This window comes from Sphingomonas ginsenosidimutans (assembly GCF_002374835.1).
In the GTDB taxonomy this organism is placed as follows: Bacteria; Pseudomonadota; Alphaproteobacteria; order Sphingomonadales; family Sphingomonadaceae; genus Sphingomonas; species Sphingomonas ginsenosidimutans.
This window is the reverse complement of record NZ_NWVD01000001.1, coordinates 181,636-202,504: the sequence shown is the minus strand read 5'-3', so window position 1 is coordinate 202,504 and position 20,869 is coordinate 181,636. Positions and strand designations below refer to the sequence as shown.

General features: G+C 70.4%; 23 protein-coding genes. 5 read left to right on the top strand and 18 right to left on the bottom strand.

Annotated elements, in window-relative coordinates; genetic code table 11:
- Positions 1–22 precede the first annotated feature (22 nt).
- The 4 genes from tilS to ptsP form a co-directional block, all read right to left on the bottom strand.
- Positions 23–1,027 (bottom strand): tRNA lysidine(34) synthetase TilS, encoded by a 1,005-nt coding sequence (gene tilS / locus COA17_RS00845; RefSeq protein ID WP_245857329.1) that lies wholly within the window; start codon positions 1,025–1,027, stop codon positions 23–25.
- Position 1,028: 1 nt separating this feature from the next.
- Complete coding sequence (locus COA17_RS00840; RefSeq protein ID WP_096610671.1) at positions 1,029–1,943, bottom strand: tetratricopeptide repeat protein; 915 nt, start codon at positions 1,941–1,943, stop codon at positions 1,029–1,031.
- 86 nt (positions 1,944–2,029) lie between these two features.
- Positions 2,030–2,941 carry a helix-turn-helix domain-containing protein gene (locus COA17_RS00835; RefSeq protein ID WP_176484745.1) on the bottom strand — a complete coding sequence of 304 codons (912 nt, stop codon included), beginning with the start codon at positions 2,939–2,941 and terminating at the stop codon, positions 2,030–2,032.
- 160 nt (positions 2,942–3,101) lie between these two features.
- Complete coding sequence (ptsP, locus tag COA17_RS00830) at positions 3,102–5,372, bottom strand: phosphoenolpyruvate--protein phosphotransferase (RefSeq protein WP_066485643.1); 2,271 nt, start codon at positions 5,370–5,372, stop codon at positions 3,102–3,104.
- 122 nt (positions 5,373–5,494) lie between these two features.
- Here ptsP and COA17_RS00825 point away from each other — a divergent pair, with 122 nt between their 5' ends.
- Positions 5,495–5,950: a TM2 domain-containing protein gene (locus tag COA17_RS00825; protein WP_096609555.1), complete on the top strand. Its 456-nt coding sequence runs from the start codon at positions 5,495–5,497 to the stop codon at positions 5,948–5,950.
- A gap of 10 nt (positions 5,951–5,960) precedes the next feature.
- On the opposite strand, the gene COA17_RS00820 is transcribed toward COA17_RS00825, so the two are convergent.
- From COA17_RS00820 to COA17_RS00795, 6 genes are all read right to left on the bottom strand, one after another.
- On the bottom strand, positions 5,961–6,416 hold the full coding sequence (locus COA17_RS00820; protein WP_096609553.1) for a hypothetical protein: 456 nt from the start codon (positions 6,414–6,416) through the stop codon (positions 5,961–5,963).
- A gap of 245 nt (positions 6,417–6,661) precedes the next feature.
- Positions 6,662–7,009: a DUF3060 domain-containing protein gene (locus tag COA17_RS00815; RefSeq protein ID WP_066485649.1), complete on the bottom strand. Its 348-nt coding sequence runs from the start codon at positions 7,007–7,009 to the stop codon at positions 6,662–6,664.
- Positions 7,010–7,060: 51 nt separating this feature from the next.
- A complete protein-coding gene (gene ruvB, locus COA17_RS00810; RefSeq protein ID WP_096609551.1) occupies positions 7,061–8,107 on the bottom strand; it encodes a Holliday junction branch migration DNA helicase RuvB in 1,047 nt (348 codons plus the stop codon).
- Positions 8,108–8,161: 54 nt separating this feature from the next.
- Positions 8,162–8,758 carry a Holliday junction branch migration protein RuvA gene (gene ruvA / locus COA17_RS00805; RefSeq protein WP_066485655.1) on the bottom strand — a complete coding sequence of 199 codons (597 nt, stop codon included), beginning with the start codon at positions 8,756–8,758 and terminating at the stop codon, positions 8,162–8,164.
- Complete coding sequence (gene ruvC / locus COA17_RS00800) at positions 8,755–9,261, bottom strand: crossover junction endodeoxyribonuclease RuvC (protein ID WP_066485657.1); 507 nt, start codon at positions 9,259–9,261, stop codon at positions 8,755–8,757. Before ruvC ends, ruvA begins: the two co-directional genes overlap by 4 nt.
- Positions 9,262–9,555: 294 nt before the next feature.
- Positions 9,556–10,299 carry a YebC/PmpR family DNA-binding transcriptional regulator gene (locus tag COA17_RS00795; RefSeq protein WP_096609549.1) on the bottom strand — a complete coding sequence of 248 codons (744 nt, stop codon included), beginning with the start codon at positions 10,297–10,299 and terminating at the stop codon, positions 9,556–9,558.
- Positions 10,300–10,424: 125 nt separating this feature from the next.
- On the opposite strand from COA17_RS00795, the gene COA17_RS00790 reads away from it, so the two are divergent.
- Entirely contained in the window at positions 10,425–11,891 is a 1,467-nt protein-coding gene (locus tag COA17_RS00790) for an ATP-binding protein (RefSeq protein ID WP_096609547.1), read from the top strand.
- Between the two features lie 93 nt (positions 11,892–11,984).
- On the opposite strand, the gene COA17_RS00785 is transcribed toward COA17_RS00790, so the two are convergent.
- The 6 genes from COA17_RS00785 to COA17_RS00760 all read right to left on the bottom strand — a co-directional run bounded on the left by COA17_RS00785 (position 11,985) and on the right by COA17_RS00760 (position 16,511).
- Positions 11,985–12,368, bottom strand: coding sequence for a hypothetical protein (locus tag COA17_RS00785; RefSeq protein WP_141396994.1), 384 nt, complete (start codon positions 12,366–12,368; stop codon positions 11,985–11,987).
- A 33-nt stretch (positions 12,369–12,401) separates the two neighbouring features.
- Positions 12,402–13,649: a DNA/RNA non-specific endonuclease gene (locus COA17_RS00780; RefSeq protein WP_096609543.1), complete on the bottom strand. Its 1,248-nt coding sequence runs from the start codon at positions 13,647–13,649 to the stop codon at positions 12,402–12,404.
- A 92-nt stretch (positions 13,650–13,741) separates the two neighbouring features.
- Positions 13,742–14,272, bottom strand: a complete 531-nt coding sequence (locus COA17_RS00775) for a PilZ domain-containing protein (RefSeq protein WP_066484241.1) — start codon at positions 14,270–14,272, stop codon at positions 13,742–13,744.
- A 157-nt stretch (positions 14,273–14,429) separates the two neighbouring features.
- On the bottom strand, positions 14,430–14,696 hold the full coding sequence (locus COA17_RS00770; RefSeq protein ID WP_066484246.1) for a DUF2312 domain-containing protein: 267 nt from the start codon (positions 14,694–14,696) through the stop codon (positions 14,430–14,432).
- Between the two features lie 131 nt (positions 14,697–14,827).
- Positions 14,828–16,120 carry a metal-dependent hydrolase family protein gene (locus tag COA17_RS00765; RefSeq protein WP_231738480.1) on the bottom strand — a complete coding sequence of 431 codons (1,293 nt, stop codon included), beginning with the start codon at positions 16,118–16,120 and terminating at the stop codon, positions 14,828–14,830.
- A 100-nt stretch (positions 16,121–16,220) separates the two neighbouring features.
- Entirely contained in the window at positions 16,221–16,511 is a 291-nt protein-coding gene (locus COA17_RS00760; protein ID WP_066484267.1) for a DUF1244 domain-containing protein, read from the bottom strand.
- 69 nt (positions 16,512–16,580) lie between these two features.
- On the opposite strand from COA17_RS00760, the gene pyk reads away from it, so the two are divergent.
- The 3 genes from pyk (at position 16,581) to COA17_RS00745 (ending at position 19,371) form a co-directional block, all read left to right on the top strand.
- Positions 16,581–18,098: a pyruvate kinase gene (pyk, locus tag COA17_RS00755; protein WP_066484248.1), complete on the top strand. Its 1,518-nt coding sequence runs from the start codon at positions 16,581–16,583 to the stop codon at positions 18,096–18,098.
- 66 nt (positions 18,099–18,164) lie between these two features.
- A complete protein-coding gene (locus COA17_RS00750) occupies positions 18,165–18,506 on the top strand; it encodes an HNH endonuclease (protein ID WP_141396993.1) in 342 nt (113 codons plus the stop codon).
- A gap of 259 nt (positions 18,507–18,765) precedes the next feature.
- Positions 18,766–19,371 (top strand): opacity protein, encoded by a 606-nt coding sequence (locus tag COA17_RS00745; RefSeq protein ID WP_096609541.1) that lies wholly within the window; start codon positions 18,766–18,768, stop codon positions 19,369–19,371.
- Positions 19,372–19,500: 129 nt separating this feature from the next.
- Here COA17_RS00745 and COA17_RS00740 read toward each other — a convergent pair whose 3' ends face one another.
- Both COA17_RS00740 and COA17_RS00735 read right to left on the bottom strand, forming a co-directional pair.
- Positions 19,501–20,412 carry an alpha/beta fold hydrolase gene (locus tag COA17_RS00740; RefSeq protein ID WP_096609539.1) on the bottom strand — a complete coding sequence of 304 codons (912 nt, stop codon included), beginning with the start codon at positions 20,410–20,412 and terminating at the stop codon, positions 19,501–19,503.
- Positions 20,409–20,720 carry an EthD family reductase gene (locus COA17_RS00735; protein ID WP_176484744.1) on the bottom strand — a complete coding sequence of 104 codons (312 nt, stop codon included), beginning with the start codon at positions 20,718–20,720 and terminating at the stop codon, positions 20,409–20,411. The genes COA17_RS00740 and COA17_RS00735 overlap by 4 nt, the downstream gene beginning before the upstream one ends.
- Positions 20,721–20,869 lie beyond the last annotated feature (149 nt).

The window sequence follows — 20,869 nt, the reverse complement described above, 5'->3', positions numbered from 1 at the left end:
AATGGCAATGGAACAACGTCGGTCAGACTGATCGACGCGGTGGAGCCACCGAAAACTGCCATCCTGCGGGCGTCGCGGCCACTTTCACCCCGCCCTGCACCGCCACCCGCCCCGCCTCCAGCGCGTCCAGCAGCGGTTCGACATTGGTCGAATCGTCAAACGCGGGCAGGGTGATCGCCGCCGATTCGCGCACCGCGATGATCGCGCGGCGCACCAGCCGGCGGCGCAGCTCGCGTTCCTCCTCCGCCACCGCGAAGGGCCGGTCGGGGCCGCGCCAGCGTTCCTCCCACAGCCGCCCGGCCAGCCGCGCCAGCACCGCCTCCGCCTCCGCCAGCCACGCCGCCGACGCCGCAAGCCGCACCGGGTCCAACGCCGGGGTGGCGGCCAGCAGCGCGCGCATCCGCGTCCGGTCGTGGCGCGGATCGTCGTTCGACGGATCGTCCACGAACGGCATGGCCGCCGCCTGCGCCACCAAGCGCAATTCCGCCCGGCGCCAGCCCAGCAGCGGGCGCAGCACCGCCACGTCGCCGTCGAACCGCCACGGGCGGATCGCCGCCAGCCCCGCCACCCCCGCGCCGCGGTTCAGCCGCATCAGCAGCGTCTCGGCCTGGTCGTCGGCATGGTGCGCGGTCAGCAGCATCGCCGCCCCCGCCGCGTCAGCCCATGCCGACAATGCGGCATAGCGCGCGCGCCGCGCGCGCATCTGGATACTACTTCCCGCGATCGCATCGGGCGGGGCCAATGTCCGATGCGGCACCTCCAGCGAGGCGCAGGCGCGCGCCACCATCGCGGCCTCGTCCGCCGAAGCGGCGCGCAGGCGATGGTCGAACGTCGCCGCCACGGTGCGGCCCGGAAAGGCGGCAACCGCCAGCGCCAGCATCGCCATGCTGTCCGCCCCGCCCGATACCGCCAGCGCGATCCGCGCATCGGCCGCGGGCGCCGCGCCATCGAACGCCGCCGCCGCCACCCGCGCGACGTCGTCGCGGAACCGCGCCACCGCCGCGTCGGGCGGCGGCACCGGCATCATCTCACTTGCACTTGGCGGTGGTGCGCGCCTTGGCGACATCGGCCTTCATGCCCGCCGAGATCTTGTCGCCGTACACGTCGGTCAACTCACCATAGACCTTGCACGCATCCGCCGGCTTGTTGAGCTTCATCAACGCGCTGCCCAGATAGAACAGGCTGTCGGGCGCACGCTCGCCATCCGGGTATTTCTTGTAATTGTCGTAGAAGGCGATCGACGCCAGGCTGGGCTTGCCGTCGTCCAGATAGGCGCGGCCGAGCAGGTTCTGCGCGAAGCTGGCGCGGCGGCTCTTGGGGAAATCCGCGACCATCTTCTTCAGCTGCGCCTGCGCCTCCGGGTATTTCTTCGCCGCCCACAGGCGATAGCCGTAGAGATACGCATCCTCCGCCGCGTCGCCGGTATCGGGCTTCTCCACGCCGGCGACGGCAGCGGCCGGCGTCGGCGTCGGCGTGGGCGCCGGGCGCGGCGCAGTCGGCACGCGCACGTCACCGGTGGCGGCCACATCGGCCGCCGGCACGGGCGACGCCGGGGCGGCACCGGCCGCCAGCTTCGCGTCGGTGGCGGTGCGATAGGCGGTGAACTGCTCCTCCAGCATTCGCAGCTTGTGCTGCGTCAGCTCGATCTGCCCGGTCATCGACGCCATCTGCTGTTCCAGCGAGGTGACGCGCGACGACAGGTCGGCGACCGCGCTGCTGGCCGGCACGCCGACCGGCGACGGGGCCGGGGTGGACGGCGCGATCTGCGGCTCCACCATCTGCGCGGCGCCGTTCGGGAACACCTTGCGCTGCACCGCGCGCATCTCGCTCTCCAGCCGGCCGACGCGGCCCTCCAGTGGGGCGCCCTGCTGCGCCCCGGCCGGTACCGCCGCGCCCGTCGCCAGCATGGCGGCCGTGCCCGCCCCGATTAGAAACCTGTTCATGCCCTTGATACCCCCGGCGTCGCTCATCCGGCGACCATAATCACCCCCCCATGGCTGTCGCCAGCCTGAAGCAGGATTCGCGCGACTCAGTCCGGCGTGTTCCCCGCGGAAGAGGCGGAGCCGGCCCGTGCGGAAGCGGCCGGTGCGGGCGACTGGAACGCCGCGGGCACGCCGCCCGTCGTTCCGGTCGCGCGCGCCGTCGGGGCCGCCGCCGGCGTCGCCGCGCCGCCGCCGCGCGCCGCCAGTGCCGCGGCACTGATGCCGACATCCTTGATCGCCCGCTTCCCGTCGCCCAGCGCCGGCACCTCGCGCCCGTCGACAGTGATCGCCAGCTGGTCGGGCCGGCCGACGTTGATCATCGGACGGTCGGCGGTGGCGGGCACCTCGAACGTCTCGCCCTTCTTCTTGGTGCCCAGGAACAGCGTCTGGTTGTTGGCGTCATAGACGCGCATCCACACCTCGTCGCGCGCGGTCAGCACCACCTTGCCCGCGGGGGCGGCGGTGCTGGCGGCGGGGACCGGGCGGCTGGCCGCGACGGGCGTGGGCGACGCGGCCGTCGCCGGCGCCTCCTGCGTGCCGCGCATCATGCCGGTGGACAGCCACAACAGCCCCAGCACCAGCACCGCCAGCGCCAGCCCGGCGGCGACGATCACCACCCCGCGCGACGGCCCGCGCGCCGGATCGGCGATCTCCTCGATATGGTGCTGGCGGATCGGCATCGCGCCGCGCGCCAGCTCGCCGCGGATGTCGCGGCCGACGTCGGCGGGGTCCAGCCCGACCGCGCGGGCATAAGCGCGCGCGAAGCCGGAGGCATAGGTGGGCGACGGCAACAGATCGAGCCGGTCGTTCTCCAGCGCTTCCAGGAACCGCTGCGTCACGCGGGTGCGGGCGGCGACTTCCGCCACCGACAAGCCCTGCGCCTCGCGCGCGGCGCGCAGCCGGGCACCGATCGTGCCCGGCGCCGCTGCCGCCTGTGCGGGATGCTCACCATCGCTCATTATCGTCTCCGACCCCCGCGCCATCCCCGTTTGCTCGCGGAGAAAGCGTTCGTCTCCCAAAGCGTCCCTTGGGTGTCAACCGATCCCCGTCGTGCGCCCCGGCTCGCTTTGTCGCAAAGCCGCCCCGGTCACCCGCTTTCGCGCGGGCGCAGCTTCACCGTCAGGCCAGCTCGACACCCTGCGCCGCCGCCCAGCCGGCCAGCGCGCCGCGCATGTCGGCGGGCGGATGCGCCAGCAATTCGCCGACGAAGCCGACCAGCGGGGTGTGGTCCAGCGAACGGATCATCGCCTTGATCGGTCCCACCGCCGCCGGGGTGATCGACAGCCGGTCGATCCCCAGCCCGATCAGCGCCATCGCCTCCAGCGGGCGCCCGCCCATCTCGCCGCACACGCCCAGCGGCACGCCCGCCGCGCGCGCCGGCTCCGCCACCGCCTTCAGGAACCGCAGGATCGACGGAGACAGCCAGTCGTAGCGTTCCGCCAGCTTCGGATTGGCGCGATCGGCGGCGAACAGGAACTGCGTCAGGTCGTTGGTGCCGATCGACAGGAAATCGACCTTGGGCAGCAGCAGGTCGAGCTGATAGGCGAGCGCCGGTACTTCCAGCATCGCGCCATAGCGGATCTCCAGCGGCATCCGCTTACCGCGCCCGGACAGGAACACGCGCTGCGCCTCGAACAGGTCGCGCGCCTGGTCGAACTCCCACGCCTCCGACACCATCGGGAACATCACGTTCAGCGTGCGCCCCGCCGCCGCCTCCAACAGCGCGCGCGCCTGCGCCTTCATCAATCCGTCGCGCTCCAGCGCCAGCCGCAGCGCGCGCCAGCCCATCGCCGGATTCTCCTCGTCGGCATCGACGCTGGTCAGGTACGGCAACGCCTTGTCCCCGCCGATGTCGACGGTACGGAAGATCACCGGCCGCGGCCCCGCAGCGTCCAGCACTTCGCGGTACAAGCGCTGCTGGCGCTCGCGCTGCGGCAGCGTGGCCGACACCAGGAACTGGAATTCGGTGCGGAACAGCCCGATCCCGTCCGCGCCGGTGACATCCAGCGCGGCGACGTCGTCGCGCAGCCCGGCATTCACCATCACGGTCACGCGATGGCCGTCCTTCGTCTCCGGCGCGACATCGCGCAGCGCGGCATAGGCGGCCTTGCGCTTCTGCCGCGCGGCCAGCTTGGCGTCGAATGCCTCCTCCATCGCGGCGGAAGGGCGCACCGTCAGCGTCCCCTCCGTCACGTCCAGCAGCAACAGGTCGCCTTCCGCGATCAGCCGGCGCACGTCGCGCACCCGGCCCAGCACCGGCACTCCCATCGCACGCGCCACGATCGTCACGTGCGCGGTCAGCGACCCTTCCTCCAGCACCACGCCCTTCAACCGGCGGCGGTCATATTCCAGCAGCTCCGCCGGCCCCAGGTTGCGCGCGATCAGGATCGTGTCCTGGCGCAGGCCAAGCTGCGCCGCGGTGCCCATCTGGCCGCTGACGATGCGCAGCAGCCGGTTGGACAGATCCTCCAGATCGTGCATCCGGTCGGCCAGCAGCGGGTCGTCAATCTCGCGCATCCGCTGGCGCGTGCGCTGCTGGACGCGCTCGATCGCCGCCTCGGCGGTCAGCCCGCTGTCGATCGCCTCGTTGATTCGCCGCGCCCAGCCTTCGTCGTAAGCGAACATCTTGTAGGTGGCGATCACCTCCTGATGTTCGTCGCCGACGCCGAATTCCGCTTCCCGCGCGATGCGGTCGATCTGTTCGCGCATCTTGTCGAACGCGGCATAGACGCGGTGGCGCTCCGCCTCGGTATCCTCCGCGACGGTATGTTCGATGTGGATGCGCGGCTGGTGGAACACCGCACATCCCGCGGCCATGCCGTCGACCAGCTTCTGCCCGGCGATCCGCGTCGGCGCGGTCGACTGCGGCCGGTCCTTCGGCCCGCCCTGGTCGATCAGCCCGGCATTGGCGATCAGTTCGGACAGCACCATCGCCACCGTCTGCAACGCCTCGATCTCGACATCCTCGTACCGGCGCGGATCGGCATGCTGCACCGCCAGCACCCCCACCGCGCGCTCGCGCCGGATGATCGGGACGCCGGCGAAGCTGTGGAACCGGTCCTCGCCCGTCTCCGGCTTGTACGCGAAATCGGGGTGGCTGGCGGCTTCGTCCAGGTTCAGCACCTCGCCGTTCGCCGCGATCGTGCCGACCAGCCCCTCGCCCAGCGCCAGCTTGGTGACGTGCACCGCCTGCGGGTCCAGCCCGCGCGTGGCGTACAGTTCCAGCACGCCCTCGCGCAGCAGGTAGATCGAGCACACCTCGCTATCCAGCGCTTCGCCGATGATCTCCACCACGGAATTCAGCTTGGCCTGCGCGTTCGATCGCGCGGCCATCACGTCGTGCAGGTTGACCAGGATTTCACGGGCGGAACGGGCGGCTGACACGGGCATGGTCCACGGCTAACAGACGCGGGGCTTGGGTGCCACGCAGCATTTTCACCGCGGCGCCGCGTTGCGTTCCGCGGCGGCGATGCCAACATGGCGCGGCAGACGAAAGGCGGGAAGGGACGGGAATGCGCGGGCAGGTTCTGGGGGTGGATGTTCGGACCGGGCACGGCCTGCTGGCCGGCGACGACGGGCGCCGCTACACCTTCCTGCCGGAGGATTGGGCGCCCGCCGGCGAACCCGCGATCGGCCAGACGGTGGATTTCGAAACCAGCGACACCCGCGCGCTCAACGTCTTCCCGCTGCCGGCCGTCCCGGCACCGGCGGTCGCGCCGGCGCCCCCCGCGCTGCCGGTCAGCGATCGCAACAAATATGTCGCGGCGGTGCTCGCCTTCTTCCTCGGCACCTTGGGTATCCATCGCTTCTATCTGGGCCGCAACGGATCGGGTGTGGCCATGCTGCTGCTCAGCCTCTCGATGCTCGGCCTGATCCTGACCGGGCCGTGGGCGTTGATCGACACGATCCGCTACCTGATGATGTCCGACCAGGAATTTGCCGCGCGCTACGCCCGCCATCCGCGCTGACGCCCGCCGCTCACTCGACACGGACGTCGACGGTGAAGCGGCGGACATAGCCGTCCGACGTCGCATTCTGGAAGACCATCCGGTCGCGGCCGTGGAAATCCGCGGCGGGGGTGTAGAACACCTGCTTGCCTGGCACCGCCTTGCGGTCGCACGCGACGCGCGGATTGGGCGGCAGGTAATTGGGGAAGGTCGGCGCATCGACGATGTCGAGCTGCCCGTGCCGCGGCGAATCGATCACGCTCGACGTGATCGTGCCCGACGGCGTGCAATCGGGATTGAGCAGCACCGCCGACCACAAGCGGATCTTCTGCCCCGCCATCGTCTCCTTGGACAGCCTGATCGCCTGGACACCCTGCGGCGGCGCCGATGGCAGGCGCTGGACGATATAGGTCTGCGCCAGCGCACCCTGCGCGGCGATCGCGATCGAAACCACGGCAGCGATCGAACATACAATGCGCATCGACATCACCTCATCGTAGACGTGAAGCCGATATCATGGCTGCGCGCGAACAAGAATATCCGCGGCAAACCTTACCGATATTTCATGCGCGGCAATGAAATCTCCGTGAAGAAACTGAGATTACTTCGTCACTTCGGTCGATATATTGCAACTCTCGTCGGGCGGAAAGAACGTCCCGTCTCGCGAGGTCCACCGGTCCGAACGGGTCGACGGCGTCGGGAACGCCCGGGCACGGAGCATCGTCTCCCGCTCTACCGCATCCGCCGGATCACATTGCCCGCCCCGGCGCTGCTTATCCGCGGGCGCGCATTGCCCGGCGCGCGCCACGTCACGCGGTTGCCCGCCCCGCGAACGCGGATCGCGGCATCGGCGGTCAGGTCGACGGTGACGATGTTGCTCGCGCCCTCGATCACCAGCAGGCGGCACGGCCCCTGCACGGCGATGCGGTTGCTCGCCCCGGTGATATGCGCCTCGCCATCCTCACAGGTCATCGGCATCTCGGCGCCCGCGCCCTCGTGCACCGCCTGCGCGGCCGCCGCGCCGCCCGTCGCCAGCAACACCGACGCCGCCACGGCACCCAGTCCCGTCATCACGCGCATGTCTCTCTCCCGCCAGTGATGCGGATCAAACCGCGCCGGCGGGGCAAGGGTTCACCCTTCGTCGACCGTATCGAACAGTCCGTCCTGCGATCCCGCCGGCGGGTTCAGCCCCAGGTGCTTCCACCCGCCCGCGTTCAGCACGCGCCCGCGTGCGGTGCGCGCGACCAGCCCCAGCTGGATCAGATACGGCTCGATCACTTCCTCGATGGTGTCGCGCGGTTCGGACAGGCCGGCGGCCAGCGTCTCCACCCCCACCGGCCCGCCGCGATAGATATCGGCGATCATCGTCAGGTAGCGGCGGTCCATCGCGTCCAGCCCCAGCCGGTCGACCTCCAGCCGGTCGAGCGCGCGGTCGGCGATCGTCGCATCCACCACCGCGGCGCCCGCCACCGCCGCGAAGTCGCGCACCCGGCGCAGCAGCCGCCCGGCGATCCGCGGGGTGCCGCGCGAGCGGCGCGCGATCTCGGTCGCGCCGTCGCGCGCGATGCCCATGTCCAGCAGCCCGGCGGCGCGCGTCACCACCTGCTCCAGTTCATCGACGGTGTAGAATTGCAGCCGGATCGGGATGCCGAAGCGGTCGCGCAGCGGCGTCGTCAGCAGCCCCTGCCGCGTCGTCGCGCCCACCAATGTGAAGCGCGGCAAATCGATGCGCACGCTACGCGCCGACGGCCCCTCGCCGATCATCAGGTCCAGCGCGCGATCCTCCATCGCGGGGTACAGCACTTCCTCGACCGCGGGCTGCAACCGGTGGATCTCGTCGATGAACAGGACGTCGCCGTCCTCCAGATTGGTCAGCAGCGCCGCCAGATCGCCCGACTTGGCGATCACCGGGCCGGACGTGGCGCGGAAACCGACGCCCATCTCACGTGCGACGATCTGCGCCAGCGTGGTCTTGCCCAGCCCCGGCGGCCCGAAGAACAGCACATGGTCCAGCGCATCGCCGCGCGCGCGCGCCGCCTGGATGAACACGCGCAGATTCTCGCGCGCCGCCTTCTGCCCGACGAATTCGTCCAGATGCCGCGGGCGCAGCGCCGCATCGACGTCCTCCGGGCGGCGGGCGGGCGTTATCAGCCGGTCGGAATCGTCGTCGTCGGTCACGGTTCGTTCCGTAGCGTGCGGCGCGGCGCGATCAAAGCCCCCGCCTCACCGCGATCACTTCGCCGCCTTGCGCAGCGCGAGGCGCACCAGCGCATCCAGCGTGGCGCCCGCACCCAGTTCTTCTTCCGCCGCCGCCACCGCCGCCGCCGCCTCGGGCGCGCGGAACCCCAGGTTGAGCAGCGCCGACACCGCATCCGCCCCCGCGCCAGCCGGCACCACCTGCGCCGCCGCTGCGGGGCCGATCGCGACCCCGCCGACCTTGTCCTTCAGCTCGCGCACGATCCGTTCGGCCAGCTTGGGGCCGACGCCGTTGGCGCGCGCGACGGTCGCCTTGTCCTGCGCCATCACCGCGCGCGCCAGGTCGTTCGGCTCCAGCGCCGACAGGATCGCCAGCGCCACCCGCGCGCCGACGCCCTGCACGCCGGTCAGCAGCCGGAACCAGTCGCGCTCGCCCGCGCTGGCGAAGCCGACCAGCCGGATGAAATCCTCGCCCACCAGCATCTCGGTGAACAGCGTCGCCGCCTCCCCCACCGGGCCGATCGCCGCCAGCGTGCGGCTCGACGCGCCGACCAGATAGCCGACGCCGCCGACGTCGATCACCGCATGGTCGATCCCGGTCGACTCGAGCCGGCCCTTCAGATGCGCGATCATATGTCCGTCCTCACCCGCCGCATCATGCCCTGCGCGCTCGCCACGTGATGCGCATGGCAGATCGCGACCGCCAGCGCATCCGCCGCGTCCGGCCCGGCCAGCTTCGCGCCCGGCAGCAGCACCGCCATCATCGCCTGGATCTGCCGCTTCTCCGCGCCGCCCGTGCCGACCACCGCCTTCTTGACGGTCGAGGGATGATATTCGCCGACCGCCAGCCCCGCCGACGCCGAAGCCAGCAGGACGACCCCGCGCGCCTGCCCCAGCTTCAGCGTCGACTGCGCATTGGTGTTGCCCAGCACCTCCTCCACCGCCGCGCCATCGGGCCGTTCGGCACGGATCACGTCGACCAGCGCGGCATAGAGGTTCGCCAGCCGCCGCGGCAGCGCGGCGGACGGATCGGTGCGGATCTGTCCGTTGGCGACATGGCTCAGCCGGTTGCCCTCGGCGCGGATCACGCCCCAGCCGGTGGTGCCAAGCCCGGGATCGAGGCCGAGAATGATCATGACGATAGCACGCGACGTTGCGGCGGCGTCGGGAAGAAGAGGTGTTCGCGCAGCGGCGCAGAGACGCAGAGGGCATCCGTTCGCAGCGCGTCTCGCGCGTCAGCGCACCGTCTGCGCCCGGTCCTGCCGGTAAAAAAGCCGCGTCGCGGCATGAACGACCTCTCTGCGCCTCCGCGTCTCCGCGCGAACGAACCACGCGACCTTCCCGCCTGTCGCGACGCCGCATGGGGGACTCCCGCCCCAACCCCTCCCCTGAAGGGGAGGGGCTTTCGTCGCCTCACCCCGGCTTCGCCATCACCCCAACTTCTCCATGACGGCGTCGGACACTTCGTAATTGCCCCACACCGTCTGAACGTCGTCGTCGTCGTCCAGCGCGTCGATCAGCTTGAACAGCGTCGCGGCGTCGTCCTCCGCCACCTCGACCATCGTCTGCGGGCGCCACGCCAGCTTCGCACCCTCGGCTTCGCCCAGCACCGGTTCCAGCGCCTTGGCGACTTCGTGCAGCGCGCCCTGTTCGGTCCAGATCTCGTGGCCGTCCTCGCTGGAGGTGACGTCCTCGGCGCCCGCTTCCAGCGCCGCCTCGAACACCTTCTCGGCATCGCCCGCGCTCGCCGGATAGGTGATGAGGCCCATGCGGTCGAACCCGTGGCTGACCGAACCGGACGCACCGAGGTTGCCGCCGTTCTTCGACACCGCGGTGCGCACGTTGGTGGCGGTGCGGTTGCGGTTGTCGGTCAGCGCCTCGATGATCAGCGACACGCCGCCGGGGCCGAACCCCTCGTAGCGGATCTCCTCGTAATTCTCGCCGTCGCCGCGCGATGCCTTGTCGATCGACCGCTGGATATTGTCCTTGGGCATCGACTGCGCCTTGGCCGCGGCGATCGCGGCGCGCAGGCGCGGGTTCATGTCGGGATCGGGCAGGCCCATCTTGGCCGCGACGGTGATTTCGCGCGACAGCTTGGAAAACATGCTCGAACGCTTCTTATCCTGCGCGCCCTTGCGGTGCATGATGTTCTTGAATTTCGAATGGCCTGCCATGACTGCCTCTACCGGGGAATCGGGGGGCTTTATCGCGCGGCGGCGCGGGATGCCATAGCCGGGGGGCGCGAACCCAAAACCGCGCTTGCCCCGACTCCCCCCGATCAGGCAAAGGCGGCGGCACAATGACAGTCAGCGTGGACATGGGCACCGATACGTCGGGCGCGCCCGTGACGATGGATCTCGAAGAACTGCTCGCCACCCGTCTGCTCGTCCAGGGCAATTCCGGGTCCGGCAAGTCGCACCTGCTGCGCCGCCTTCTCGAACGCTCCGCCGGGCAGGTGCAGCAGGTGGTGATCGACCCGGAGGGCGATTTCGTCACGTTGTCCGACCGCTACGGCCATGTCGTGATCGAGGGCGCGGATTATGCCGAGCGCGAGATCGCGCGCATCGCCGCGCGGCTGCGCGAACATCGCGCCAGCGTGGTGCTGAGCCTTGAGGGGCTGGAGGCGGAAGGGCAGATGCGCTGCGCCGCCGGCTTCCTCAACGCGCTGTTCGATGCGCCGCGCGAACATTGGTATCCCGCACTGGTGGTGGTGGACGAAGCGCAATTGTTCGCCCCCACCACCGGCGGAGAAGTGGCGGAGGAGGTGCGCCGCGCGTCGCTGTCGGCGATGACCAACCTGATGTGCCGCGGGCGCAAGCGCGGCCTTGCCGGCGTCATCGCGACCCAGCGGCTGGCGAAGCTGGCAAAGAACGTCGCGGCGGAGGCGTCGAACTTCCTGATGGGGCGCACCTTCCTCGACATCGACATGGCGCGCGCCGCCGACCTGCTTGGCATGGAGCGGCGACAGGCGGACGTGATCCGCGATCTGGCGCGCGGCACCTTCCTGGCGCTCGGCCCCGCGGTATCGCGCCGTCCGATCACCGTCAGGATCGGCGCGGTGGAGACGCAGGCGCGCAGCGGCAGTCCCAAGCTGGTGCCGCTGCCCAGCGCCGATGCTGTCGACGTGCAGGCACTGCTCGACATGACGCCGGAGGCGGCGCCGACGCTGCCGCTGGCGTTCGATCCGCGCCCGCGCCGCGTCCCCGAACAGGAATTGATCGCCGATATCGCCGCGCCCGCTTCCCCCGCCGTCCCCGCCCCGACGTTGCCCGAACGGTCGGATGCGGAGGTGGAAGGCGTGTACGCCGACGTGCTGCGCGCGATCGTCGAGGATGACGAGGCGGGCGGCCGCCCCGCCGCGGTGCTGTTCCAGGATTTCCAGGTCCGCTGCCGGATGGCCGGGATCGCGCGCCCCGCGCTCGACCTGCCCGCCTTCAGCCGTCGGCTGTCGTGCGCGCGTGCGGGCATCTTCGATCCGCATGCCGACGAATGGGCCGGCGCGCTCGCGCTGGCGCAGGGGCTGCCCGACGACATGCTGGGCGCGTTCCTGCTGGTCGCGAAGGCCGCGCGCGACGGCGACCCCTGCCCCTCCGACGAAGCGATCGCCGCCACCTACGGCACCAGCTCGATCGGGCGCGTGCGGCGACTGATCGGCTATATCGAAAGCCGCGACCTGTTCGTGACCCGCACCGACATGGCGGGCAAACGCTCGATCACCATCCCGCATCTGGGCTGGACCACCGCGGCCGCGGAAGCGGCGGCCTAGGCCAGCAGCCGTCCTCCCAGCGAAAGCCGGGATCTCTTGCCGCGAGGGCGCGCCCAATGGCGAAAGGCCCCAGCCTGCGCCGGGGCGACGTGCCTATCGCAGGCTCTTCGCGAACCCCTCGGGGTCCGCCGCATCCGGCACCCAGCGGGTGCCGTCGCGGTCGAACTCCATGTCGATCTGCCCGCTCGCGCGGTCGATGCGGACCAGGCATTTCTTCCAGCCCTCGCCCCCCGCCACCGCGGTCACATCGCGCAGTTCCTGGAACAGCGTCAGCGCGCGGAACCCGTCAGGGGTCGCGGCCTCCCATTCGTCGCCCCAATAGACGTAGCCGAACAGCCGCGTCCGCTCGGCGACCTCCGCCACCACCACGATCCGTTCCCACGGGCGCGCGGCGAATTTCGATCCGCGCACGATCTCGCTGCCGATCTCCTGCACCAGTTCGTCGGCGCGCCGCTGGTCGAAGGCCGTCTGCGTCATCACCACACCCATATCACTTGCGATCACCGGCCGTCACCGCGCCAGCCGCGCGCTCATCTCTGCGGCGGGCACGCGGTCGAACACCTGCCCGGCAGCATTGGCGAACAGTTCCTGATTGTCAAAGACGCGGCGCCCCGCATCGTTGAACACCTCGTAACTGACGCCGACCTGGTCCGGGCGCCCCGCCTTCCCGCCGATCAGTTCGACGTTGACCTTCACCGTCCCGCCGTGGCCGATCCAGTCGGCCCATTCGTTCTCCAGCTTCTTGTAGGCGGAACGGTTGAAGTTGAAATTCTGCGGGAACATGTTGCGCGTTCCCTGATCGCCCAGGAAGCGGTGGCCGATCACATGGCCGGCATCGTCGTCCGCCTTCCCGCGCCCGCGCACGCTGTCCTGCGCGTCCAGTTCCGCCTTGCCGCGCGGCGTCCCCGCCGGCTGAAGCTCGCGCAGCGTCGCGGTGACGCGCGTCGGCTCGCCCGCGGCGTTAAGCGTCCATTCGGCGGAATTGGCGCCGATCTTCGCGCTGTGGACGCCCGCCCGCGCCGTCGCCTGCGTGCCGCCGGCGAAGAAATCATCCAGCTGGCGCCGCGTCGCCATTATCGAATCGCGCGCACCGGCAGGCAGCTTGGCGAGCGCGCCATCGGGGATCGCATTGATCGCATCGCGCACCTTTTCCAGTGCGGGCGCCAGCGTGCTGCGCAACGCCGGATTGTGCGCGATCGCGCTGACCGAATCGCTGACCGTCTGCGCCCATTTGCCGACCTTGCCCAGCTTGGCGAGATCGCCGACACCGACCGCGATGCCCAGCGCGGAAATGCCGGCATTGCCCAGATGGCCGCCCGCCTCGCCCCAATTGCCGGAGACGGCCGAACCGATCGACCGCCCGACCGAGACGACCGCATTGGTCCCGTCCGAAATCGGCGTCGGATCGACGATGCCGGTGATGTCGAGCGCCATCTGGCCCAGGTCCAGCCCCAGCTGCACCGGGTCCGGCCCGGCCCCCGCGGCGGCCCCCGGCGGCGGGGCATTGTCGTTGCCGGCATCCAGCGCGCGCGCCAGTTCGCCGCGCTCGACCGCGGTCAGATTGGCCTCGACCTGCGTCTGTAGCGTCCCGGCGCGCTGCGGATCGCCATGCGCCAGCGTGGTCAGCCGCGTGGCGAGTGCGGCGGCATCGAACGTGCCGCCGGCGCGCGCCTGCGCGGTCAGCGCCGCGGCATCGCCGTCGGACGGCGCAGCGCCGCCACCGGTGGCGTTTCCTGACAGGGCATTGAGGGCGACCATGGCTTCATCCCGGACGACATGTACCGGGCGCCTTGAAGCAGATCGCGGCCGCCGCGCCGATAATCGGAACGACTATCCCCGTCGGCGCCGCGTCACTTGACCTCCAGCGCGCGGCTCAGCGTCGTCGTCGGCTTCGACAGGCTGTCGTAGACGAAGCTCGCGCCCAGCCCGGCGGCGGCCAGTCCGGCCAGCCCCATGATCGCATATTGGAACGCGGACGAGAATGCGCGCGACCGCTCGACCCGGCGCGCCATCCGCGCCTCGTGCATCAACCGCGTCTCGGCGCGGCGTTCCTGCGCCTGATGCTCGTCGGTCTTGACCGGGCGAGAGGCGTGGCGCGGTTCGTCGATCAGCGACTTGACCGAGATGCGGTCCTGCGTCTGGACGCCGAAGAAGCGCCCCTTGCCCCAGCGCACGCGCCCGACCAGCACGATCGTGCCGCGGCGTACCTCGATATAGGCGCCCGGTTCGGGCGGGGTGTCGCACCCGGCCATGAACCCGCGCGACGATACGTTGTGGATGACGACGTCGACCCATGATGCCCCCAGTCGCATGCGCGACGGGATGAGGACGGTGATCCGTTCCTCACGGGGCCGAAAGCCCGCCTGCATCTTCGCCAGCACGATCGTGCTTCCCCGGTTACGTCATCCAGCATCCCGGATGCGTTAAAATCGAGAAGATGGGGTTAACGAACCGTCGAAGCGCGCGCTTTTGCAAACCTTTGTGCCGCCGCCGCGCGGGGGCGCGTGCCGAGGCCGGCGGCACCCCCGCGCCCGCGTGTCAGATCATCCCCAGCGCCTGCATGTACACTTCCAGGATCGACTGTTCTTCCTGATATTCCTCGCGCTTCTTCTTGCGGATCTGCAGGATCTTGCGGATCGCCTTGGCGTCGTAGCCGCGGCTCTTGGCCTCCGCCATGACGTCCTTGATGTCGTCGGCGATGCCCTTCTTCTCTTCTTCCAGCCGCTCCGCGCGTTCGATCAGCAGCCGCAGCTCGTCGGCCGCCACATGCCCGCCACCCATGCCTTCGCCACGTTCTTCCGCCATGTGCCATCGTCCCCAAATGCCGGACGCCGCCCGTGCCGGGCGCGAATCGCGCTTGCGGCGGACGGCGTCATGAAACCCCGATTGTCCGGTGCGGCGGCGCGTCTATCGTCCCGCGCCGCCGGGCTCAAGCCTTACGCGGCAGGTCGTTTGGCCACCACCCCGCGGTGCATGACGAAATCGACATGCTCCAGCCGCGTGACGTCCTCCAGCGGCGAACCGGTGACGGCGATGATGTCGGCGCGCTTGCCCGGCGCCAGCAGCCCCACGTCGTCACGTCCCAGCAGGTCGGCGGCGTCGACCGTGGCGCTGCGGATCGCCTGCGCGGGCGTCATGCCCAGGTCGATCAGCTGCGCGAACTCGGTGGCGTTGTCGCCGTGCTTCGACACGCCGGTATCGGTGCCGAACGCGAACTTCACCCCCGCCGCGAAGGCGCGCTTGTGGCTGGCGTGCATCGCCGCGGCGGCGGCCTCCGCCTTGGGGATGGTGGCGGGCGGCAGCGCACCCGAACGCGCCTGCGCCAGTGCGGCGATCGGCGCGATCTCGGTCGGCACCAGCCAGGCGCCCTTGGCCTTGAACAGCCGGATCGTGTCGTCGTCCAGATAGCTGGCGTGCTCGACCGAATCGACCCCGGCCTCCAGCGCCGCGCGCGTACCCTCTGCGGCATGGCTGTGCGCGGTCGCCTTGCGCCCCAGCGCGTGCGCGGTCTCGACGATCGCGCGCATCTCCTCGGGCGTCATCGCGCGGCCCAGCCCGCCCGCGACGTTCGACAGCACGCCGCCGGTCGCCGCGAACTTGATGACCTGCGCGCCCAGCCCGACCTGGCGGCGCACCGCGCGACGACAGTCGTCGGCGCCGTCGCACACGTTCAGCTGGTGCGCATGGACCGCATCGGCCCATTCGGCGGCCAGCCCATTGGTGCCGTCGCCATGCCCGCCGCTGACCGAGATCATCTGCCCGGCGTTGACGATGCTTGGCCCCGCCACGTCGCCGCGCTCGATCGCGTCGCGCAGCGCGCGGATGCCGCGCGCATTGCCGCCCAGGTCGCGCACCGTGGTGAAGCCCGCCTCCAGCGTGCGGCGCGCATTGGCGACGCTCGTCATCATGTCGTCGGCATCGTCGGTGGTCATCCGCGCCAGCCGCTCGCGCAGCGGGTCGCCGCCGATCCCCCACAGATGGACGTGCATGTCGATCATGCCCGGCATCACGAAGCGACGCGACAGGTCGACCAGCGCGGCGTCCGCGGGCGGCGCGACGAAGCCGTCGCGGATCTCCGCCACCTTGCCGTCGCGCACCACGATCGTGCTGTTGCCGCGCGGCGGCTGCCCCGGCCGGTCGAGCAGCGCGCCGGCGTGGATATAGGTCACCGTCGCCGGTGCGGCCGCGGCGGGTGCCGCCGCCGGCTGCGCGATGGCAGGTGCGGCCATGGCCAGCACCATGGCGGTAGCGATCGTCCTGAGCATCGTCCCCGTAACTCCCTGTTATAGGGGCGACGCTAGGCCGAGGGGGGCCGGGGACGCAACAACCTCAGCCGTTCTTCTTCACGCTTTCCGCCATCCGCGCCAGCTGTTCCGGGGTCGCCTCCGCCTGGTGCGCGTCCTTCCACGCGGCATAGGGCATGCCGTAGATCGCCTCGCGCGCGGTGTCGCGGTCCAGCCCGGCCGCCTCGCCAATCCAGTCCGACAGGCAGTTGCGGCAGAACCCCGCCAGCCCCATCAGATCGACGTTCTGCGCATCGCTGCGGTGACGCAGATGGCGCACCAGCCGGCGGAACGCCGCCGCCGCTGCCGCGTCGTCAATCGTGTCGAGCCTGTCCATCATGGGTCTCCGGGAGGTTGAACTGTTCGCGGTAACGGGTAGAGGCGGCGCGGCAAAGCAGGAAGCGGCATGACCCTCGATCCCCAGAACGCCCGTCCCACCGGCATCGACCCCACCGGCACCGAGACCGTGCTCCCGCGTTCGCGCAAGGTCCGCGTGCTCGCCACGCTCGGCCCGGCCAGCGACACGCCGGAGATGATCGCGACGCTGTTCCAGGCGGGGGCCGACGCCTTCCGCATCAACATGAGCCACGGCGACCAGGAATCGAAGAAGGCGATCATCGCCGCGATCCGCTCGCTGGAGGAACGCTTCAACCGTCCCTCGACCATCCTCGCCGATCTTCAGGGGCCGAAGCTGCGCGTCGGCAAGTTCGCCGACGGGCGCGTGACGCTGGCCACCGGCAGCACCTTCACGCTGGATCACGATACGGCGCCGGGCGACGCCACGCGCGTGCGCCTGCCGCATCGCGAGATCTTCGCCGCGATCGAACCCGGCGCCCGGCTGCTGCTGGACGACGGGAAGCTCGTGCTGCGCGTCACCGATCACAACGCTGATCGGATCGTCACCACCGTCGAGGTCGGCGGCCCGCTGAGCGACAACAAGGGGCTGAACGTCCCTGACGTCGTCGTGCCGATGGCGGCGCTGACCGAAAAGGACCGGTCCGACCTCGCCTTCGCGGTCGACCAGGGGGTGGACTGGATCGCGCTGTCGTTCGTCCAGCGGCCCGAGGATCTGGCCGAGGCGCGCAAGTTGATCGAGGGGCGCGCCGCGCTGCTCGCCAAGATCGAGAAGCCCGCCGCGATCGAGCGCCTCGACGAGATCGTGGAGCTGTGCGACGGCGTGATGGTCGCGCGCGGCGACCTGGGCGTCGAGCTGCCGCCGCAGTCGGTGCCGCCGCTGCAGAAGCGCATCGTGGAAACCGCGCGACGGATGGGCCGCCCCGTGGTGGTCGCGACGCAGATGCTCGAATCCATGATCGTCTCGCCCTCGCCCACCCGGGCCGAGGTGTCCGACGTCGCCACCGCCATCTACGACGGCGCGGATGCGATCATGCTGTCGGCGGAAAGCGCCGCGGGCCAGTGGCCGGTCGAATCGGTCGCGATGATGAACGCGATCGGTGATGCGGTGGAACGCGATCCGATGCACGGCGACCGCGTCCATTTCACCGTCACGCGCCCCGATCCCACCACCGCCGACGCGCTGGCCGAAGCGGCGAAGAACATCGCCGAGACGGTGTCGGCGTCGGCGATCATCTGCTTCACCACCTCCGGCTCGACCGCGCGGCGCATCTCGCGCGAACGGCCCGGCGTGCCGATCCTGGTGCTGACCCCCAGCAAGGATACCGCGCGCCGCCTGGGGCTGTTGTGGGGCACCCACAACGTCAACACCCGCGACGTCGAATCCTTCGAGGAGATGGTCGCCAAGGCGAAGCGCATCGCGCTGCGCCAGGGGATCGCCAAGGCCGGCGACAGCGTCATCGTGATGGCCGGCGTACCGTTCCGCACCCCCGGCTCCACCAACGTGCTGCACGTCGTGCGGATCGTCGGCGACGAGCTGAAGGACTATCGCGGTCCCGACGCGCGCTGAGCGCCGCCCGCCGCCCGCTGATTGCGGGACGCGGAACACCGCCCCGCCGCCGCGCTTTGTCCGCTGATGGCCGGCAGGGTTAGGCGAAAGGCGGGGCTGGCCGCCGCGGCGGCACTGGCCGCGGCGCGGCGCGCGCCGGACGACCGCTGCGCGCTGTGCGCCCGCCCGCTGGGCGCGGCGGTCGAATGGCATCATGTCGTTCCGCGCAGCGAGGGCGGGACCGATACCGTCCCGCTCCACCCGATCTGCCACCGCGCGATCCACGCCGCCGCCGACAATGCGACGCTTGCCCGCGCCGGAACGCTCGCGGCGATCCGCGACTGGCCGGACATCGCGCGCTTCCTGCGCTGGATCGCCGACAAGCCCGCCGATTTCCACGCCGCCACCCGGCGGGGACGGCGGGTGTAGCGCGACGCGAGTGCCCCTCACGTCGTCGCCCGTTACGTGACGTTTTTGCGGCACATCTGCCCCATCGCCGCCATAAACCGCGGACTTCGTTCATCCGGGCGACAGAAAGCGTGACAGTTCCGCAACACCCACCACAAAGCTACGATTTTGTGTGCAGGTGCGAGCAACCAAGCGCGCGCGCCGCGGTTCAGCCAGTCCCAGTCCCGGCGGCCGCCGTTGCGGCCCAGTCACCGGGCAACACAGAAGTTTGAGGAAGCGTATGCGTAAGCTTGTTCTCGCGGCCGTTGCCGCGTCTGCCGCGTTCGTGGCCACCCCGTCGCTGGCGCAGGACATGGCCACCACCACCACCACCGACACGACGACCACCACCGCTCCCGACGGCACCCGCGCCTTCGGTATCGAGCCGTATTTTGGCGTGCGCGGCGGCTGGGAGGAATTCTCGAAGGACAGCGTTCCGGGCGCGCCGATCGGCGACAAGCTGAACGGTTCGCTGGTCGAGGGTCTGGTCGGCGTCAACGTGCCGCTCGGCCCCGTCTTCGTCGGCGCCGAGGGCAATGTCGCCAAGGGCGTGTCGGGCGACATCGACTGGCAGTATGGCGCCGCCGGCCGCTTCGGCTTCCGCGCGGGTGAAAGCGGCATGATCTACGGCAAGGTCGGCTATCAGTGGGTGAACTTCGACAAGCGCGTCGACACCACCCGCGATTTCCACGACGTCACCTACGGCATCGGCTTCGAAGTCGGTCCGAAGGAAATCGGCCTGGGCGGCATCACCGGCAATTCGGGCATCCGCCTGCGCGGTGAGGTGTCGACCTTCGGCTGGACCAACAGCTTCCGTCCGACGCTGGGCGTGATCGCCCACTTCTGATCCGACGAGCTTCCGGTCGCCAAGGGAGCACCAGGCGACCGGTCCGCACCAGTTGTGTTCCGTGCGGGAGGGAAGGGGCGGCGCCGAAAGGCCCGCCCCTTTTCCGTTTCTCTGGCGCTTGCCGCCCGATCAGGCCTCCGGCAGCCACTCGTCCAGGATCGCGTTGACCGCCTCCGGCGCTTCCTGCTGGACCCAGTGCGACACGCCGGGCAGCCGCCGGATCGTCAGGTCGGTGACGAATTCTTCCGTGCCGTCCAGCGTCTCCAGTCCCAGCGCGCTGTCTTCCTCGCCCCACACGATCAGCGTCGGTACGTCGACGCGCCCGCCGTTCGAGAGCGCCATGCGATCGCGATGACGCACCGCGGCACGATACCAGTTGACCATCGCGGTGATCGCGCCGGGGCGCTGCGCGGCGCGGGCGTAGACGTCCAGCACCGCGTCGGGGAAGCGCGCCTTGTCCACCGCCATGCCGCGGAACGCGCGGCGGATCGCGGCGGCGTCCCCGCCCAGCAGGAACCGCTCCGGCAGCCACGGCAGCTGGAACAGCGCCATGTACCAGCTGCGCCGCCGCTGCGGCCAGTGCGCCAGCGCACGCTGGAAACAGCGCGGGTGCGGCAGGTTCATCACCACCAGCCGCTCGACCGGGCGGACGCGATTGATCGCGAACATCCATGCGATCGCCCCGCCCCAGTCGTGCGCCACCAGCGTCAGCTTCGTCGCCCCGCTGGCATCGAACAGCGCCGCGGCATCGGCGACGATCCGGTCGGCGCTATAGTCGGCGACCTCGGGCGGGCGTGACGACGCGCCATAGCCGCGCTGGTTGGGGGCCCAGACGCGATAGCCCTTGGCCGCGAGCAGCGGGATCTGGTGGCGCCAGCTGTAATGAAGCTCGGGAAAGCCATGCAGGCACAGGGCCAGGTGATCGCCCTCGCCGGCCTGCGCGACCTCGAACGTCAGCCCGTTCGCCGCGACCTGGGCGATGCCGATGCCGCTCGCCGGATCGGGGGTCCAGCTCGGCTGGAACGCGCCCGGGGGCGTCATCCGACGGCCTTCCGGCTCAACTGCACCAGCGGCGCCACCGACGAATAATTCGGCACGTCGCCCTGCAGGTCCGCGTTGCGCGGCAGGCTCATCGCCTGCTGGAACGCCTCCATCGACGCGAAGTCCACGTGCACGATCGCGGAAAACGCCGGGTCGCCCGTCAGCCCGGCCAGCGCCAGATGCACCGTCAACCCCGTCACCGCATCGCCCCAGACCTCGTGGCACAGCGGGATGTGCGTGGCGGTGAAATAGTCCGCGTCGAACCGCGCATCGGCGGCATAGGGGTAGGCGATCGAAAGCGTGACCATGTCCTCATCCTTCATGATGTTCGGTTATATGCCGGAATGTGGCGGTCTGGCCGCTGCCGGTGATGATCGTCGCGCTCCCCGCGAACCGCCACATCGCTCTCCCCTGGCCCGCGCGATTCGCGGGTCCGGCGTTCAGCATAACTTCCGTT